This window comes from Brevundimonas sp. (assembly GCF_013823285.1).
In the GTDB taxonomy this organism is placed as follows: Bacteria; Pseudomonadota; Alphaproteobacteria; order Caulobacterales; family Caulobacteraceae; genus Brevundimonas.
In genome coordinates, this window is the sequence record NZ_PNLV01000004.1 from 11,904 (window position 1) to 27,887 (window position 15,984).

At 68.5% G+C, this 15,984-nt stretch carries 13 protein-coding genes; 8 read left to right on the forward strand and 5 right to left on the reverse strand.

Annotated features, from left to right (window positions below):
* Window positions 1-9: 9 nt before the first annotated feature.
* The 4 genes from C0461_RS01305 to pip all read left to right on the forward strand — a co-directional run bounded on the left by C0461_RS01305 (window position 10) and on the right by pip (window position 3,242).
* On the forward strand, window positions 10-408 hold the full coding sequence (locus C0461_RS01305; protein ID WP_292103275.1) for a DUF423 domain-containing protein: 399 nt from the start codon (window positions 10-12) through the stop codon (window positions 406-408).
* On the forward strand, window positions 408-1,022 hold the full coding sequence (locus C0461_RS01310) for a NeuD/PglB/VioB family sugar acetyltransferase (protein WP_196838229.1): 615 nt from the start codon (window positions 408-410) through the stop codon (window positions 1,020-1,022). The genes C0461_RS01305 and C0461_RS01310 overlap by 1 nt, the downstream gene beginning before the upstream one ends.
* A complete protein-coding gene (locus C0461_RS01315; RefSeq protein WP_292103278.1) occupies window positions 1,019-2,131 on the forward strand; it encodes a DegT/DnrJ/EryC1/StrS family aminotransferase in 1,113 nt (370 codons plus the stop codon). The genes C0461_RS01310 and C0461_RS01315 overlap by 4 nt, the downstream gene beginning before the upstream one ends.
* Before the next feature lie 136 nt (window positions 2,132-2,267).
* Complete coding sequence (gene pip, locus C0461_RS01320) at window positions 2,268-3,242, forward strand: prolyl aminopeptidase (RefSeq protein WP_292103279.1); 975 nt, start codon at window positions 2,268-2,270, stop codon at window positions 3,240-3,242.
* Window positions 3,243-3,300: 58 nt separating this feature from the next.
* Here the strand turns inward: pip and rpoD are convergent, their stop codons facing one another.
* Both rpoD and dnaG read right to left on the reverse strand, forming a co-directional pair.
* Window positions 3,301-5,247: an RNA polymerase sigma factor RpoD gene (gene rpoD / locus C0461_RS01325; protein ID WP_292103280.1), complete on the reverse strand. Its 1,947-nt coding sequence runs from the start codon at window positions 5,245-5,247 to the stop codon at window positions 3,301-3,303.
* Window positions 5,248-5,305: 58 nt separating this feature from the next.
* Window positions 5,306-7,171 carry a DNA primase gene (gene dnaG / locus C0461_RS01330; RefSeq protein WP_292103281.1) on the reverse strand — a complete coding sequence of 622 codons (1,866 nt, stop codon included), beginning with the start codon at window positions 7,169-7,171 and terminating at the stop codon, window positions 5,306-5,308.
* Between the two features lie 218 nt (window positions 7,172-7,389).
* Here dnaG and C0461_RS01335 point away from each other — a divergent pair, with 218 nt between their 5' ends.
* A complete protein-coding gene (locus C0461_RS01335) occupies window positions 7,390-8,547 on the forward strand; it encodes a patatin-like phospholipase family protein (protein WP_292103282.1) in 1,158 nt (385 codons plus the stop codon).
* Here C0461_RS01335 and carA read toward each other — a convergent pair.
* The 3 genes from carA to C0461_RS01350 form a co-directional block, all read right to left on the reverse strand.
* Entirely contained in the window at window positions 8,544-9,713 is a 1,170-nt protein-coding gene (gene carA / locus C0461_RS01340) for a glutamine-hydrolyzing carbamoyl-phosphate synthase small subunit (RefSeq protein ID WP_292103283.1), read from the reverse strand. The two genes, C0461_RS01335 and carA, sit on opposite strands and share 4 nt — an antisense overlap.
* Window positions 9,714-9,823: 110 nt before the next feature.
* Window positions 9,824-10,519 carry a hypothetical protein gene (locus tag C0461_RS01345; protein WP_292103285.1) on the reverse strand — a complete coding sequence of 232 codons (696 nt, stop codon included), beginning with the start codon at window positions 10,517-10,519 and terminating at the stop codon, window positions 9,824-9,826.
* Window positions 10,520-10,753: 234 nt separating this feature from the next.
* Entirely contained in the window at window positions 10,754-11,452 is a 699-nt protein-coding gene (locus C0461_RS01350; protein ID WP_292103287.1) for an SDR family NAD(P)-dependent oxidoreductase, read from the reverse strand.
* Between the two features lie 55 nt (window positions 11,453-11,507).
* Here C0461_RS01350 and C0461_RS01355 point away from each other — a divergent pair, with 55 nt between their 5' ends.
* From C0461_RS01355 to carB, 3 genes are all read left to right on the forward strand, one after another.
* Window positions 11,508-12,209, forward strand: coding sequence for an HAD family hydrolase (locus C0461_RS01355; RefSeq protein ID WP_292103289.1), 702 nt, complete (start codon window positions 11,508-11,510; stop codon window positions 12,207-12,209).
* Between the two features lie 116 nt (window positions 12,210-12,325).
* Complete coding sequence (locus tag C0461_RS01360) at window positions 12,326-12,637, forward strand: hypothetical protein (protein WP_292103291.1); 312 nt, start codon at window positions 12,326-12,328, stop codon at window positions 12,635-12,637.
* Window positions 12,638-12,647: 10 nt separating this feature from the next.
* Window positions 12,648-15,947: a carbamoyl-phosphate synthase large subunit gene (gene carB / locus C0461_RS01365; protein ID WP_292103293.1), complete on the forward strand. Its 3,300-nt coding sequence runs from the start codon at window positions 12,648-12,650 to the stop codon at window positions 15,945-15,947.
* Window positions 15,948-15,984 lie beyond the last annotated feature (37 nt).

Sequence of the window (15,984 nt, forward strand, 5' to 3'; positions counted from 1 at the left end):
GGCGCCGGCATGGCTGGCGCGGCGAATCCGTGGCACGGTTCGGCCATGACCGCGCATCGCCATCTGATCGTCTTCGCCGCCGCCAACGGGGCCATGGCCGTGATGCTGGGCGCCTTCGCCGCCCACGAGGCGGGCCCGGCGGTCAAGGCCCTGCTGACCACCGGGGCGCAGTATCAGATGGTGCACGCCGTTCTGGCGGTGGCCTGCGCCCTGTGGAGCGGCGGCGGGCGGTGGGCGCGGATCGCCGGCTGGCTGGCGGCGTCGGGCGGGCTGGTGTTCGCGCTGGCGCTGTCGATGATCGCCCTGATGAGCCTGCCGGCCATGGGCATGGTGGCGCCGGTAGGCGGGGCGCTGATGATCGCGGGCTGGGTCGTGTTGCTGTTCGCCGCCCTGCGGGGTGACGGCTGATGGCGCGGGACGCCTGCGCGGTGATCGGCAGCGGCGGCCATGCGCGGGTGGTCATCGCCGCCCTGCGGGCCTCGGGGGCCCGGGTCACGGCCCTGTATGACGAGCGGCCCGAACGGCAGGGGGAAACCGTGGACGGCGCGGTGGTGTCCGGCGACTGCGAGGCGGGGCTGAACACGCCCCTGCCCGCCCATCTGGCCATCGGCGACAACGGCGTGCGCCGCGATCTGGCGGCAACGAAGCCGCCGGGCGGCTGGATGCAGGCGGTGCACCCCTCGGCCCTGGTGGATCCCGCGGCGCGGATCGGGGCCGGCAGTCTGGTGGCGCTGGGCGCCATCGTCCAGGCGGGGGCGTCCATCGGCGCCCATGTGATCGTCAACACCGGGGCCATTGTCGAGCACGACTGCGTGGTCGAGGATTTCGCCCATGTGGCCCCCGGCTCGGTTCTGGGCGGCGGCGTCCATGTGGGCCAGGGCGTGCTGATCGGTCTGGGCGCGCGGGTCCTGCCCGGCGTGCGCATCGGCGCCTGGGCGGTGGTCGGCGCCGGGGCCGTGGTCATGAAGGACGTGGCCGACGGCCAGACGGTGGCGGGCGTGCCCGCCCGGCCCACCCGATGATCCCGCTGTCGGCGCCCGAGGTCGGCGCGCGCGAACAGGCGCTGGTCGCTGAAGCCCTTGCGGCCGGCGATGTGGCCATGGGGCCGCAGGTGGCGGCGTTCGAGACGGCGTTCGCCGAGTTGACCGGCCGCGCCCACGCGCTGGCGGTGTCGTCCGGCACGGCGGCCCTGCATCTGGCGCTGCGCCTGCTGGACCTGAAGCCCGGCGAGGCGGTGATCTGCCCGACCCTGACCTTCATGGGCGGGGTGGCGCCGGTGATCTATCAGGGCGCGACGCCGATCTTCGCCGATGTGGACCCGGTCACCTGGGGTCTGGACCCGGCCTGCCTGCCCGAGGCGTTCGACGTGGCGCGGGCGCGGGGCCTGAGCGTGCGGGCGGTGGTTCCGGCGGACTTGTACGGCCAGTGCTGCGACATCGGGCCGATCCTCGACATCGCGGCGGACCGGGGCGTGCCGGTGGCCCTGGATTCAGCCGAGGCCGTGGGGGCGACGCTCAATGGACGCCACGCGGGTGCCGGGGCGCTCATGGCGGCTTACTCCTTCAACGGCAACAAGATCATCACCACCGGCGGCGGCGGCATGCTGGTCAGCGACGACGCGGCCCTGATGGAGCGGGCGCGCTATCTGTCGACGGCCGCGCGACGGCCGGCCGTTCACTACGAGCACGACGAGGTGGGCTACAATTACCGCCTGGGCGCGGTGGCGGCGGCCATCGGCCTGGCGCAACTGGAGACGCTGGAGGCGCGGGTGGCGCGGCGCCGGGCCATTTTTGAACGCTATGACGACGCCCTGTCTGACCTGCCTGGCGTGCGCTTCGCTCCTGAAGGACCGGGGCGGCGGCACAGCCGCTGGCTCAGCGTCATGCTGCTGGGCCCCGACGCCCGCATCACACCCGAAGCCCTGCGGCTGGCGCTTGAGGCCGGGGGGATCGAGAGCCGACCGGCGTGGAAGCCCATGCACCTGCAGCCGGTGTTCAGGGATGCGCCCCGCGTGGGCGGCGCCACAGCCGAATCGATTTTCGCCCAAGGGCTGTGCCTGCCCTCCAGCACGACCCTGATGGAGACTGATCAGGACCGGGTCATCGCCGTCATCCGCGCCGCCCTTGTCTGATTTTGCAGGACTTTCCCGCCAGCGCATTTGGAAATCACTCGCAAGAGGCGAATAGGTTGGATTTGCCCGGTTCGCCCGTTACCCATGAAAGACAAGCCAAGCTTGGCCGTATGAAGTCAGAGAGAGCGTTGCGCGTATGACGATTTTCGTGGATCAGCCCGACCGTCGCACCCTGTATCCCGAGATCGAGCCCTTCGCGTCCGGCTTCATGGCCACCGGCACGGCGCACGAGATCTACTATGAGGAGTCCGGCTCGCCGGACGGCAAGCCGGTTCTTGTCCTGCACGGCGGCCCGGGCGGCGCGGTCAATCCGACCATGCGGCGCTATTTCGACCCGGCGCGCTACCGGATCATCATGTTCGACCAGCGCGGCTGCGGCCAGTCACGGCCCAACGCCAGCCTGGAAGACAACACCACCTGGGATCTGATCGAGGACATCGAGCGGCTGCGCGAACGCTGCGGGGTCGAGAAGTGGTCGGTGTTCGGCGGGTCGTGGGGCTCCACCCTGTCGCTGGCCTATGCCATCACCCATCCGGAGCGGGCCGAGAGCCTGATCCTGCGCGGCATCTTCCTGCTGACGAAGAAGGAACTGCACTGGTTCTATCAGGACGGCGCCTCGATGATCTTCCCCGATGCGTGGGAAGCCTTCCTCAAGCCTATCCCCGAGGCCGAGCGCGGCGACCTGATGGCCGCCTATCACAAGCGTCTGACCAGCGATGATGAGGCGGTGCGCAACGAAGCGGCTGTGGCCTGGTCCAGCTGGGAAGGCGACACGGTCAGCGTCGAGGGCCCAGCCGCGCGGCCCGAGAAGTTCGCCGAGCCGGAGTTCGCCGTCGCCTTCGCGCGCATCGAGTGCCACTATTTCACCAACGGCGGCTTCTTCCCCCAGGACGGCTGGATCCTGAACAATGTGGAGCGCATCCGGCACATTCCGACGTGGATCGCCCAGGGCCGCTTCGACGTGGTGACGCCCATGTCCGGCGCCTGGGCCCTGCACCGGGCCTTCCCGGAAGCGAAGCTGGATGTGGTGGGCGACGCCGGCCACGCCTCCAGCGAGCCGGGCATCGTGGATTCCCTGATCCGGGCGACGGACTGGGCGGCGGGGCTGTAACAGCCCTTCTCCATGAAGGAACGGCCTGTCGGGGGCTGACCCCCGACAGAAGCCGGCGTCAGCTGTCCAGGAAGCTGCGCAGCTTGCGGCTGCGGCTGGGGTGCTTGAGCTTGCGCAGGGCCTTGGCCTCGATCTGACGGATGCGTTCGCGGGTGACGCTGAACTGCTGACCCACTTCCTCGAGGGTGTGGTCGGTGTTCATGCCGATGCCGAAGCGCATGCGCAGGACTCGCTCCTCGCGGGGCGTCAGGGACGCCAGCACGCGCGTGGTGGTTTCCCGCAGGTTCGACTGGATGGCCGCGTCGATGGGCAGGATCGCGTTCTTGTCCTCGATGAAGTCGCCCAGGTGCGAGTCCTCCTCGTCGCCGATGGGCGTTTCGAGGCTGATGGGCTCCTTGGCGATCTTGAGGACCTTGCGGACCTTCTCCAGCGGCATGGCCAGACGTTCAGCCAGCTCTTCCGGCGTCGCCTCGCGGCCGATCTCGTGCAGCATCTGGCGCTGGGTGCGGACGATCTTGTTGATCGTCTCGATCATGTGCACCGGGATGCGGATAGTGCGGGCCTGGTCGGCGATGGAGCGGGTGATCGCCTGACGGATCCACCAGGTGGCGTAGGTGGAGAATTTGTAGCCGCGGCGATACTCGAACTTGTCCACCGCCTTCATCAGGCCGATGTTACCTTCCTGAATGAGATCAAGGAACTGCAGGCCGCGGTTGGTGTATTTCTTGGCGATGGAGATGACCAGGCGCAGGTTGGCCTCGACCATTTCCTTCTTGGCCTGACGGGCCTCGCGCTCGCCCTTCTGGACGGTCTGGACGATGCGACGGTAGTCGTCGATGGGCAGGCCGGCCTCGGTGGCCACGGCGGCCACGTCGCCGCGGATCTGGGCGATCTGGTCGGCCTCGTTGTCGCTGAACTTGGTCCAGCGTACGCCCATCTCCTTGACCCGCTCGCTCCAGCTCGGGTCAAGTTCGGCGCCGAAATAGGCCTTGAGGAACTCGGGCCGCGAGATGCCGTAGCTGTCGGCGAGGCGCAGCAGGCGGCCTTCCAGGCCGATCAGGCGCTTGTTGATGGCGTACAGCTGCTCGACCAGCGCCTCGATGCGGTTGTTGTTCAGTTTCAGCGTCTTAAGGCGGTCCGAAATGGCCCGGGTCAGGGCCTCGTAGTTCTTCTGGTCCCTGGTCGACAGGGCCTCGCCCTTCAGGCGCGCCTCGACCAGCTTGTCCTGAAGCTTGCGGAAGGCATCGAAGTCCGAGGCCACGGCGTCCAGGATCTCCATGACCCCGTCACGCAGCTCGGCTTCCATGGCCGAAATGGACAGGCCGCCGCCATCGTCGAAGTCGTCGTCGTCCTCGTCGTCGTCCTCACCCTCGGGCTTTTCCGCCTTGGCCTCCGGTTCGGCTTTCTCGCCCTCTTCCTCGCTGTCCTCGTCCTCGCCCTCGGCCTGGGGCGGATTCTGACCGCCGTAGGTCTGGTCCAGGTCGATGACCTCGCGCAGCAGGATGCGGCCGTTGGCCAGTTCGTCGCGCCACACCATGATGGCCTCGAACGTCAGGGCGCTTTCGCACAGACCCGAGATCATGGCGTCGCGGCCGGCCTCAATGCGCTTGGCGATGGCGATCTCGCCCTCGCGGCTCAGCAGCTCCACCGAACCCATTTCGCGCAGGTACATGCGCACCGGGTCATCGGTCCGGTCATAGGCGGGCTTGGCGCCCGTCTCGGCCACGGCGGTTTCGGCGCGCTCGGCCACCTCGGTGGTCTGGCCTTCGGCGTCTTCCTCGGCCTCGACCACATTGACGCCCATCTCCGACAGCATGGCCAGGGTGTCTTCGATCTGGTCGGGGGTGAACTCCTCGGACGGCAGGACCTTGTTCAGCTCCTCCATCGTGACGAAGCCACGGGTCTTGGCCTGGCGGATGAACTTCTTGACGCCGGCGTCAGTCAGATCGAGCAGCGGCCCGTCATTGGTCGTTTCCGCCTCTTGAGTCTCGGTCTGCGCGCTCATTCAGTTTCTCCAGCCGCGATAGGTCGCCGGCTTTAACAACGTTCGAAGACGGGCTTTGTTACGAACCCGCCGCCTCGTCCCATAAGGTTCCAGTCTTGATGGCTCGCCGCAATGCATCGCGCTCGGCTTTCAGACGACTGAAAGCCGAGGCGTCGAAGCCGCGATGCGCCTCCGACTTCGCTGAGCTAAGCGCTCCCTCCAACGCCGCCATGCGGGTCAGAGCGTCGAACGCCTGCGACCATCGGGCCCGCGCTTCGGCGAGGGGCGCGTTTGCTGCCAGGAATGGCGCACCGGACTTTGCCGCCGCCTTCTCGACCTCACGCATGAGCGTATCCAGACCCGATTGCGCCAGATGGCGGCGCAAGGCCGCGCTGTCAAGGGCGAGACCCGACATCCGCAACCGCACCACCTCGTCCGCAAGCTCGGTCAGGGCCGGATCACCGAAGCCATGGCGGCCCACGGCCTCCAGATGATCGTCCAGCCGCTCCGGGTCGTCGATGGCTGCGTGCGCCAGGGCCGCGGCCACGGGTTCGATGGAGCGGGACAGGGCGGTGACCGCCGCCCTGCCCTCGTCGGTGGCGCCGATGATGGCGGGCTTGCCGGGCGTCCAGCGGGCGCCGGGCTGGCGCGGCTGGAACGCCGGGCGGCGCGGGAAAAGGTCATCGAACCGCTCGAACAGCTCGCGGCGGTACTGTTCGGCGAGATCCGCGTCCTGAATGGCCTGGGCGGCCTGACGGAGACGCCCCTTCAGTCCCGCCTTGCGTTCGGGGCTGTCCAGCGGCTCGGCGTCCCGCTCGCGCTCGAACAGCATCTCGGCGAAGGGGCGGGTTTCGGACAGGGCGTTCCGGAGCGCGGGGGCGCCCTTGTCGCGCAGGATGTCGTCGGGGTCCTGGCCGCCGGTTAGCAGGGCGAAGCGGAAGGAGCGGCCGGATTTCAGCTGGGGCAGCGCCCGCTCCACGGCCCGTCCCGCCGCGCGCTGGCCCGCCGGGTCGCCGTCGAAGCACAGCACGGGCTCGGCGCTGACCCGCCACAGCAGGGCCATCTGCTCCTCGGTGAGGGCGGTGCCCATGGGCGCCACGGCGGGGATGCCGGCGCGCTGGCAGGCGATCACGTCCATGTAGCCTTCCACCACCACGATGGCGGCGTCGGACTTCGAGCCCGCGCCAAGGATGCGCCGGGCCTCGGGCAGGCCGTAGAGGGTCGCGCCCTTGTGGAAGAGGGTGGTCTCGGGCCCGTTCAGATACTTGGCCCGGTCGTCGGGGTTCATGGCCCGGCCGCCGAAGCTGACGATGCGTCCGCGCGCGTCGTGGATGGGGAACATGAGCCGGTCGCGGAAGCGGTCATAGGGCGACCCGCCCCCCTCCGGCGCGATCAGCAGCCCGGCGTCCACCAATTCGGACGGCTTGGCCCCGCGCTGAACCAGGGCGTTCTTGAGGCCCTCGCGATCGTTGGGCGCATAGCCGATGCCGAATCGGTCCCACTGGTCCTCGGGCAGGCCGCGGCGCTCCAGCATCTCTCGTGCGGCCTTGCCGACGGACCGGCGCAGATTGGCGGCGAACCATTTCTGGGCCAGATCCATCCAGTCGGCCAGGCCCTGGCGCTTCTGCTCGCGCTCGGCGGCCTGGGGGTCGGGCGCGGGCAAGGCCATGCCCGCCTCGGCCGCCAGACGCTCGACCGCCTCGACGAAGCTGAGGCGCTCGGTCTCCTGCAGGAAGCTGATGATGTCGCCGTGCTTGCCCGAGCTGAAATCGTGGAAGAAGCCCTTCTCGTCGTTGACGAAGAAGGACGGCGACTTCTCCTTGGTGAAGGGCGACAGGCCGGCGAACTCGCGTCCCTGACGCTTGAGCTTCACCGTCCGCCCGATGACGTCCGAGGGACGCAGGCGGCTTTTCAGCTCATCTATGAAACGGTCGTCGAAGCGCACGAATCAGTCAGCCCGCAGAGGGGTCCATGGCAGCAAGGGGCGACGCGTCAGCCTCCCCGGGAGATTGTCCACATGTGGAGCTTTCCGGGGACAAGCCAGGACGTCACGTCCGCCTCTCCTGCCATGCTCCCACGCACGGCGCCACGGCTTATCGGACAAAGCAGGTTGTCGCAGCCCGCGCGGGGGCGCAATCTCCCGGCAGGGCAAGGAGAGGGATCATGGCGCGTCTGGGCCGCATCGTCGCGGGCTGCATCCTGCTGATGCTGGCGACCGCCTGCCAGACCTATCCGCGCCTGGATGTCACCGCGGCCCAGTTGAGCGCCGCCAGCCCCGCCATCCGCTACGATTTCGATATCGAGGAGGCTCAGCTGCGCTTTGTGCGTGAACTGGGCGTCGCGGCCCGGTCCGCCGAAGACGGAACGGTCGATCTGCTGGCCCTGTCCGGCGGCGGGGCCAACGGCGCCTTCGGAGCGGGCGTGCTGAACGGCTGGGGCGAGCGCGGTGACCGACCGGAATTCGAAATCGTCACCGGCGTCAGCACCGGCGCCCTGATCGCGCCCTTCGCCTTTGTCGGCGAAGAGGGCGACGCCGGGCTGGCCCGGGCCTTCACCGACGGCGGATCCGAAGGCTTGCTGCGGTCCCGCGGCCTCGGCGTTCTGTTCCGGCCCAGCGTGTTCCGCCCCGAGCCGCTGGCTCAGCTGGTGGTCAACAATGTGGACGAAGCCCTGCTGCGCGCTGTGGCCGAGCAGCACCGTCGGGGCAGACGATTGTATGTGGCCACCACCAGCCTCGACACCCAGACCCAGATCGTCTGGGACATGGGCGCCCTGGCCCAGCGCACCGACGAGATGTCTCGCCTGCTGTTCATGGACATCCTGATCGCCTCGGCCAGCATTCCCGTGGCCTTTCCGCCCGTTCCGCTGATCCTGAGCAACGGCGGGAATCAGGCGGTCGAACTGCATGTGGACGGCGGCACGGTGGCCAATGTTCTGGTGGCGCCCGAACCCTTCCTGCTGCGCCCGCCGGATGCGGCGCAGACCCTGACCGGCGGGCTGCCCGGCCGCATCTGGATCATCGTCAACGGCCACCCCGAGCCCACCTTCGCCACGGCGAGGCTCAGCGGCGTGTCAGTGGCGGTGCGCAGCTTCGACATCATGCGCAAGGCGATCACCCGCGCCGACGTGGCCCGGACGGCGCAGCTTGCGCGCACGCTGGGGATGGGGCTCCAGGTGGTCTCCATGCCCGATGACGCGCCGGACGCGGCCCTGGACTTCAGCCAGGAGTCCATGCTGCGGAGCTACGGCGCCGGGCGACGGCTGGGCCGGGACGGCTCCGGCTGGGAGACCCTGGCGGAGCCCGTGGCGGAAGAGCCCTAACCCCTCGCTGCGTCCATGTGCTCGGCGAAGCGCTCGAACAGATAGAGGCTGTCCGCGGGGCCCGGCGAGGCCTCAGGGTGGTGCTGCACGCCGAAGACCGGGCGGTCCTTCAGGGCGATGCCGCAGTTGGTTCCGTCGAACAGGCTGACGTGGGTCTCGGTGACCGCCTCGGGCAGGGTGTCGCGGTCCACGGTGAAGCCGTGGTTCATGGACACGATCTCCACCTTGCCGGTGGTGACATCCTTGACCGGGTGGTTGGCGCCGTGGTGGCCCTGATCCATCTTCACCGTCTTCGCGCCCAGGGCCAGGGCCAGCATCTGGTGGCCGAGGCAGATGCCCATGACGGGCTTGCCGCTGTCGACCAGCTTGCGGATTTCCGGCACGGCGTATTCGCCCGTCGCCGCCGGGTCGCCGGGGCCATTGGACAGCATGACGCCGTCGGGATTGCGGGCCAGGATTTCCTCCGCCGTGGTCGTGGCGGGCACCACCGTGATCTTCGCGCCGGTGGCCGCCAGTGCGCGCAGGATGTTGCGCTTCACGCCATAGTCCACAACCACCACCTCGTTGCGGCGGCCGTCGCCGGCGACGTAACCTTCGGGCCAGTCCCAGGTCCCCTCGTTCCAGTCGAAGGCCTGCAGGCAGGACGCATCCTTCGCCAAATCCAGACCCTCAAGACCCGACCATTCGCGGGCCTGGGCCACCAGGGCGTCCAGATCGAACTTGCCGTCCGGGTCGTGGGCGATGACACCGTGAGGCGAGCCGTTCTCGCGGATGGCCCTGGTCAGGGCGCGGGTGTCCACGCCCGCCAGACCCACCACGCCGCGGCGCTTCATCCAGGCGTCGAAGCCGTGATCGCTGCGCCAGTTGGCCGGATCGGTCGGCAGGTCGCGGAACACCGCGCCCAGGGCCGCGGTCCCTGCCCCGCCGTCGCCGATCTGCTCCACGTCCTCGCTGTTGGTCCCCACATTGCCCACGTGGGGAAAGGTGAAGACCAGCACCTGCTTCATGTAGCTGGGGTCGGTCAGGATCTCCTGATAGCCGGTCATGGCGGTGTTGAAGACCACCTCGCCAAGGGCCGAGCCCGTGGCGCCGACGCCGATGCCCTGAAGCACGGTTCCGTTGGCCAGGGCGAGCACGCCGGTGGCTCCGGGCAGCAGGGTGGTCATGGCGGGCTCCTGGGCTTGGGGACGCGGCCTTCATGGGCCGAACAGACCCCGAAGGCAAACGGCCGCGTTCCTATGGATTCGCACACCCATGGTCAAGCGTGGCGGTCGCTTCAGACCGTCAGGCGGTCCATGTTGCAGAACACGGCGTGGGTGGCGCCGGCGGCTGCGGCGGCCTCTCCCCGGGCGGGCGGCAGATTGACCAGCAGAACGTCGCCGGCCACGCCCCGCGCCTGGGCGATCAACTCGGCGGCCGCGCGCCAGTCCACCGCGCTCTCGGTCTCCACCCCGGCGAAATCCAGCGAGACGCAGCGAGGCCGTACCGGCGCCAGACGGGCGATCATGCCCGGCTCAGGCGGGGCATGGACGATCACCCCGCGTCGCTGGGCGCCCAGATGGTCGATGGCGGCGCCCACATCCTCGGCCGTCGCCCGCATGTCCACGCCCATGATCTCGACCAGCAGGAGGCCAGCGTCAACATCTGCCGCAAGGCCCGTATAGAGCAGCGAGAACCGCCCCGCCGACGACGCCACCGTGCGCCAGAAAGCCGGCGTCACACCCGTCGCGCCGCCCGGCAGGTCCAGCAGCCTGACACCATGGCGCAGGGTCTCCACGTCGATGCGTTTCAGGTCGGCGACCTCCAGCCGAACCCGGTGCAGGCCCGCAAGGGCGCTTTCGCCCCCGGCGCGGCGCACGGTGCGCGCCAGCCGCGCGCCCACATGACTTCGTCTTACAAGATCGAAGACCGGCCTGGCGGCCAGGGTGACCGTCAGCTCTCGATGAGTCTCGGTGACCAATGGAAAGGTCAAACTCTTGACCCCGACGGGACTGAAGCTGCGCGCTTCGACCGGGCGGTCCCCATCCGCTCTGACTGGCGTGTCGCTCAATCCCGTCGGGAGCGATTGCCCCGTCGGGTAAGCCATCACAATGTCTCCCACCATCAATTCCCGCGTAATGCGGGCTCATGAAGCCGGAAAACATGCCATGGAAAACGGAACGTAACGCTAAGAAACGGGGTGAAGAATCGCGGTTAGCAAACGCGGTTATTCCGCAATGCGCTCGCCCTTCCAGTCGAACACGAAGCCGGAATCTTCCTGTTTCAGCCCGTCGACCACGCCCAGCAGGCGGGTCGCGGAATGATCCGGCGTGAACAGCTTGTCCGGCGCCACGCCCTTCTGGAAGGGCTCGCTCAGCGCCGTATCCACGGTGCCCGGATGCAGCCCGACGCAGATCAGGCCCGGATGGGTGCGCGCCAGCTCCACCGCCAGGGTCTTCAGGATCATGTTCAGGGCCGCCTTGGAGGCCCGGTAGCTGTGCCAGCCGCCCAGCCGGTTGTCGCCGATGCTGCCGACCCGCGCCGACAGGGCCGCGAACACCGCCCGCCTCTCGCGCGGCGCCAGCGGCAGAAAGGCCCGCGCCGCCAGGGCCGGCCCCATGGCGTTGACCGCAAAGTCCCGCCTCAGGTGGTCGGCGTCCAGAGCCCGCCAACTGCGCTCGGGCTGGAAGCCGTCGTGCAGGACGCCGCTGGCCACGACGCACAGGTCCACCGGCGCCCCCACGGCCGCCGCAGCCGCTTCGAGCGACGGCAGATCGGTGACGTCCGCCTGCAAGCCGGTGACGCAGTCCGGCGCCCGGCCCGAGCGCGACACGCCGAACACGGCCTCATAACGCCCGTCGGCCGCCAGTCGCGCAGCCATGGCCGCACCGATGCCGCCCGACGCTCCAATTATTACAGCCCGCATGAGGCGCACTCCCAACCGCTTTCCGCCGCTTCCGTCTCCATGATAGGGAGCCGCCATGCCCATCACCACCATCGGCCTCGATGCCGACGACACCCTCTGGCACAACGAGACCATCTTCCGGCTGACCCATGATCGGTTCGCCGATCTGTTGTCGGAACACCACGACCGCGACCGGATCGAAGACCGTCTGGCGGCCACCGAGCAGCGCAACCTGCGCCTCTATGGCTACGGGGTGAAGGGCTTCACCCTGTCCATGATCGAGACGGCCATGGACCTGACCGACGGCGCGCCCCCGCCCCGGGTCATCAGCGAGATTCTGGCCGCCGGGCGCGAGATGCTGTCCCATCCGGTGGAGACCCTGCCCGGGGTGGCGGAAACCCTGAACCGCCTGTCGGACCAATACCGCCTGGTGCTGATCACCAAGGGCGACCTGATGGATCAGGAGCGCAAGCTGGCCGCTTCCGGGTTGGGCGATCTGTTCTCGGCCGTGGAGATCGTGTCGGAGAAGACCGCCGAGACCTATGACCGCGCCTTCCGCCGGCACGGGACGGGGGCCGAGCAGGCGGCCATGGTGGGCAATTCAATGAAGTCCGATGTCCTGCCCGCCCTGCAGGCCGGGGCCTGGGCCGCCCACATCCCCTACGCCGTCACCTGGGCGCACGAACTGGCCGAGGCGCCGGAAAACGAGCCGCGGTTCGCCGCGCTGGAGGCGATCGCCGAGGTGCCGCCGTGGATTGATCGGCGCATAGAGCGATAAGGAGCTTGTCGCATCCGCCAAGGCTCTCTAAACGGGCCGCTTAACCGACAACCCCATCCGTCTCGCCCCGCCCCGGCGCGGGCGTTCGCGCGCGTAAAACCGGAGCCAGAGCCGCCTTGTCCGACGCCCCCAGCCATGAGGAACGTGACGCCATGGTGCGCGCCGCCCTGGCCGAGCACGGCGACAGCGGGCGGACGCCGCGGCACACCCTGTTCTATTTCCACGGCGGCGGGGCCCATGACGACCTGAACGAGGTGGCCCGGCGGGCGGGCTTCCTGACGCGCGGCCAGGACGAAACCACCATCCTCGAGACCACGATCCCGGTGGACGAGGCGTCTTTCGCCTCCGTCTCCGCCATGATGCAATCCTGGGCCGCGGCCTTCCAGCTGGACTACGACGGCTGGGAGTGCGCGGTCGTGACGAACTGAGTAGGCGCCCATGCCCAAACGCACAGACATCAAATCCATCCTGATCATCGGCGCGGGGCCCATCGTCATCGGGCAGGCGTGCGAGTTCGACTATTCGGGCGTGCAGGCGTGCAAGGCGCTGAAGGCCGAGGGGTACCGGGTGATCCTGGTCAACTCGAACCCGGCCACCATCATGACCGACCCGGAGGTGGCCGACGCCACCTATATCGAGCCGATCACGCCGGAGATGGTCGAGAAGATCATCGAAAAGGAGCGGCCCGACGCCCTGCTGCCCACCATGGGCGGCCAGACGGCGCTGAACACCGCCCTGGCGCTGGACGCCTCGGGCGCCCTGAAGCGGCTGGGCGTGGAGATGATCGGGGCCCGGGCCGAGGTCATCGACAAGGCCGAGGACCGCCAGAAATTCCGCGACGCCATGGACAAGCTGGGTCTGGAAAGCCCCCGCTCCAAGGCCGTGCACCACATCGACGAGGCCGAGGACGCCCTGGCCTTCGTGGGCCTGCCGGCCATCGTCCGCCCCAGCTTCACCCTGGCCGGCACCGGCGGCGGTATCGCCTACAACGTCGAGGAGTTCCGCGAGATCGTTGAGCGCGGGCTGGACCTGTCGCCGACCACCGAGGTGCTGATCGAGGAGTCGGTACTGGGCTGGAAGGAGTACGAGATGGAGGTGGTCCGCGATCATGCGGACAACTGCATCATCGTCTGCTCCATCGAGAACATCGACCCGATGGGAGTCCACACCGGCGATTCCATCACCGTGGCCCCGGCCCTGACGCTGACCGACAAGGAATATCAGCGGATGCGCACGGGCTCGATCAATGTGCTGCGCGAGATCGGCGTCGAGACCGGCGGCTCGAACGTCCAGTGGGCCATCAATCCCAAGGATGGCCGCATGGTCGTCATCGAGATGAACCCGCGCGTGTCGCGCAGCTCCGCCCTCGCTTCGAAGGCCACGGGCTTCCCCATCGCCAAGGTCGCGGCCCGTCTGGCCGTCGGCTACACCCTGGACGAGCTGACCAACGACATCACCCGGGTGACCCCGGCCAGCTTCGAGCCGTCCATCGACTATGTGGTCACCAAGATCCCGCGCTTCGCCTTCGAGAAGTACCCGGGCGCCGAACCGATGCTGTCCACCTCCATGAAGTCGGTGGGAGAGGTCATGGCCATCGGCCGGACCTTCAAGGAGTCCATGCAGAAGGCCCTGCGCGGGCTGGAGACCGGGCTGAACGGCTTTGACGAGATCGAGATCGACGGGGTGACGGGCGCCGAGGACGAGGCCGCCATCAAGGGCGCCGTGGTGCGCGCTTTGGGCCTGCCGACGCCGGACCGCATTCGCGTCATCGCCCAGGCCTTCCGTCACGGGCTGAGCGTCGAGGAGGTTCAGGCCGCCTGTTCGTATGAGCCCTGGTTCCTGCGCCAGATCGCCGAGATCGTGCGCGAGGAAGGCCATGTGCGCGTCAAGGGCCTGCCGACCGACGCCGCCGACTTCCGCCGCCTGAAGGGCATGGGCTTTTCCGACGCCCGTCTGGCGAAGCTGACCGGCGCCACCGAGAAGGCCGTGCGCGACGCCCGCCGGGGTCTGTCGGTGCGTCCGGTGTTCAAGCGCATCGACACCTGCGCCGCCGAGTTCGCCAGCGCCACGGCCTATATGTATTCCACCTATGAGACCGGCGCCCTGGGTCAGGTCCCGGACTGCGAGGCCGCGCCGTCGGACCGCAGGAAGGCGATCATCCTGGGCGGCGGGCCAAACCGCATCGGCCAGGGCATCGAGTTCGACTACTGCTGCTGTCACGCGGCCTTCGCCTTCGCCGACATCGGGGTGGAGTCGATCATGGTCAACTGCAACCCGGAGACCGTCTCCACCGACTACGACACCTCCGACCGGCTTTATTTCGAGCCGCTGACGGCCGAGGACGTGCTGGAGTTGATCGATGTGGAGCGCTCGAAGGGCGACCTGATCGGCGTGGTGGTCCAGTTCGGCGGCCAGACGCCCCTGAAGCTTGCCCATGCGCTGGAAGAGGACGGCGTGCCGATCCTGGGCACCAGCGTCGACTCCATCGATCTGGCCGAGGACCGCGAGCGGTTCCAGAAGATGCTGCACGACATCGGCCTGCAGCAACCGCCCAACGGCCTGGCCCGCTCGGCCGAGGAAGCCGCCCAGAAGGCCGAGGAGGTGGGCTATCCGGTGGTGTTGCGTCCCTCCTACGTGCTGGGCGGCCGGGGCATGATGATCGTGCACGACCGTGAGCAGCTGGATCGTTACGTGGGCGAGGCCATGAAGGTCTCCGGCGACGATCCGGTGCTGATCGACCACTATCTGAACCGCGCCACCGAGGTGGATGTGGACGCCATCTGCGACGCCGACGACGTGTTCGTGGCGGGCGTGCTGGAGCACATTGAGGAAGCCGGGGTCCACTCGGGCGACAGCGCCTGCTCCATGCCCCCCTACTCCCTGTCGGAGGCGGTGGTGGCCGAGCTGATGCGCCAGACCGAGGCCATGGCGAAGGCCCTGAAGGTGCGCGGCCTGATGAACGTGCAGTTCGCCATCGAGGAGCCGCACAGCGACAACCCCCGCATCTTCGTGCTGGAGGTCAATCCGCGCGCCAGCCGCACCGTGCCCTTCGTGGCCAAGACCATCGGCGAACCTGTCGCCGCCATCGCCGCCAAGGTCATGGCGGGCGAGACGTTGGCCTCCTTCGGGCTGACGCACAAACCCTATGACCACATCGCGGTGAAGGAGGCGGTGTTCCCCTTCGCCCGGTTCGCCGGCGTCGACACCGTTCTGGGCCCGGAAATGCGCTCCACCGGCGAGGTCATGGGTCTGGACTGGAAGCGCGAGGACGAGTCGGACATGCAGGGCGCCTTCGCCCGCGCCTTCGCCAAGTCGCAGCTGGGTGGCGGCACCATTCTGCCCACCAAGGGCTGCGCCTTCGTCTCGGTGCGCAATGACGACAAGCCGTTCATCCTGGGCGCGGTGAAGAAGCTGATCGAGCAGGGCTTCTCCATCCTGGCCACCGGAGGCACCCACGCCTATCTGACCGAGCAGGGGCTTGAGGTCGGGCTGGTCAAGAAGGTGCTGGAGGGCCGTCCCCACATCGTCGACGCCATGAAGAACGGCGAGGTGCAGCTGGTCTTCAACACCACCGAGGGCAAGCAGTCCCTGTCGGACAGCTTCTCCATCCGCCGCACGGCCCTGATGATGAAGATCCCCTACTACACCACAACCCCCGCCGCCCTCGCCTCGGCCCAGGCCATCGCCGCCATCAAGGCGGGCGAACTGGATGTGCGGCCGTTGCAGGGATACGCGTGACCAAAGCTTAACTGGACGCCCCGCCGCGGCCTGTGTT